Annotated in this window: 2 protein-coding genes; both read right to left on the bottom strand. The window is 51.5% G+C overall.

The features are described 5' to 3' along the window. Positions 1-79: 79 nt before the first annotated feature. On the bottom strand, positions 80-814 hold the full coding sequence (locus INT22_RS18200; RefSeq protein WP_193068712.1) for a hypothetical protein: 735 nt from the start codon (positions 812-814) through the stop codon (positions 80-82). An 88-nt stretch (positions 815-902) separates the two neighbouring features. Continuing rightward, positions 903-1,838, bottom strand: a complete 936-nt coding sequence (locus tag INT22_RS18205) for a 2-hydroxyacid dehydrogenase (RefSeq protein ID WP_193068713.1) — start codon at positions 1,836-1,838, stop codon at positions 903-905. Positions 1,839-1,930: the final 92 nt, after the last annotated feature.

Here is a 1,930-nt window from a genome sequence, read left to right on the forward strand (position 1 = left end):
TCAGTAAGCGGGTAGAACGAACGCGTACTAAGTAGCCTAACAAGAGAGGCAATAAAACAATCAGTAATCCAGAAAGCATTTAAGGTGCGTTACCCCCAGCGGGGTTGAATTGAGTCATGGTGAGGTAAGTCTGCCGACGCCCCTCTTTTCGATATTCTGCCGAGAGGATTAGTCCTGGCCAATCTGGGTGGAAATTAATGTGTAGATATCGGTCGGGCTTTTCTTTATCAATCAGCGTGACGCGCGTGGTTTCGAACTCACCGGCGGGAACGGAAATGATGTTGGGCTCGTTGATATTCTGTTGATCGACATAGTACTGAAAGTGTTCGTCACGTCCGCGGTGATCAACAAACTCGATATCACAGGGGGTGCTCACCATGCAGCCTTCATGACCCGCTCGTCGGGAAAGGTCAAATAGAGCGGCCTGGCGATCAAGCGAGCTAATATCACTTTCGTTGAGCTGGTAACTGTCGCCGACACCCAGCAGCGAATAACTGCTGTTATAGAGCAAAGAGCGAGTCGTAGTATCGTCTATCGAAAAGCGGCTACGCTCCTCGCCACGGGCAATCGCGACAGCAAAATGCATATTACTTAACCAGTGAAGCCCCTCATTACTGAGCGTATGGGTAATGGTTGCGCCGGGCCAGCCGCGTATTTCTAAACGGTATTGGGCCTGGAAGGGGTGTGGGGCCTGCAGAGTTTGCTCACCTTGTGGAGTATCTGCTGTTGCTAAGCCGCACAGGGAAAACAGGCAAGCGCCCAACATTGCGCTCGCAGACTTAGGGTGTCTGATGTCTCTTGTAACATAACGCAAAGGCCCTTCCTCCTTCTCGAGTGTTTTCCTAAGAGCCTTTAGCTAGCGCTTGGTTCCCCGTGCAGTATAGCGTGCGTATGGCTAAGCGTCAGTAGCCTGCTCCTGGGTTAATCGTTGCTAACGATTCACCCGCTTCAAATGCCTTAATATACGCAATGACTTGATCAATGGCGTCATTAAGTGGTGTAGGCGCTGCCATATGAGGCGTTACTACCACGCTCGGATGTTGCCAAAGGGGGTGGTTGGTTGGAAGAGGCTCTTCACAGAAAACGTCTAGCAGGGCACCACGTAGATGTCCTGGCTTATTCGTTTCACCGAGCGCATCGAGCAACGCCTGTTCATCGATTAGGCTGCCGCGACCGGGGTTAATAACACTGGCACCTTCGGGTAATTTCGCTAGCCGTTCGGCGTTAAGAATGCCTTCCGTAGCCGCGGTATCTGGCAAAATAGTGACTAAGCTCTGCACTTGGCCAAGCAGTTCATCAAGCCCTTCATCGCCATGCAGGCAGCGTACGCCGCTAATCTGTTTAGGTGAGCGGCTCCAGCCAAGTACGGGGAACCCTGCTTGCGACAAGTGAGTGGCTACGTAACTGCCGATTGCGCCAAGGCCTAATACGCCAACTGGCCACTGTGTTTTTTCAGGCACGGCTTGGGGCTTCCAAGTAGCGCTCTGCTGTTGAGTGGCGTAGCGATCCATGCTGCGGTAGAAGTGCAGTACGCCATATAGCACGTAATCTGCCATGAGTTCGCCCATGCCAGCATCACGTAATTTCACGATAGGAACATCACTTGGAAGGCCGGGTGTTTTCAGTAAGTAATCAACACCCGCACCCAGGTTGATAATGCCTTTGAGCTGGTCTTGTTCCTGCAGTAAATGTTCTGGGGCTTTCCAAACGGCAAGGTAGTCGGCGTTTTTGCGTTCATCTTCAGGCGCGTCACTTGTCAATACAGTGGCCTGGGGCAATGCTTTTTCAAGTGCGGCTTGCCACTGGGCTGAATCATCAATATGGATGACTACTTTCATTTTTCCTCCTGACTACATGTTAACTATGGTTACGCTACCACGGCTTACCACAATTTTTGTCATAAAGGCTTTGACCGGCAACCAAGGGTCGG

This window comes from Halomonas sp. 3D7M, from assembly GCF_014897885.1.
Classification (GTDB): Bacteria; Pseudomonadota; Gammaproteobacteria; order Pseudomonadales; family Halomonadaceae; genus Vreelandella.

What these genes read in the sequence shown, in the direction of transcription:
- INT22_RS18205 (WP_193068713.1), bottom strand. Translation starts at nt 1,838, where the DNA reads ATGAAAGTAGTCATCCATATTGATGATTCAGCCCAGTGGCAAGCCGCA.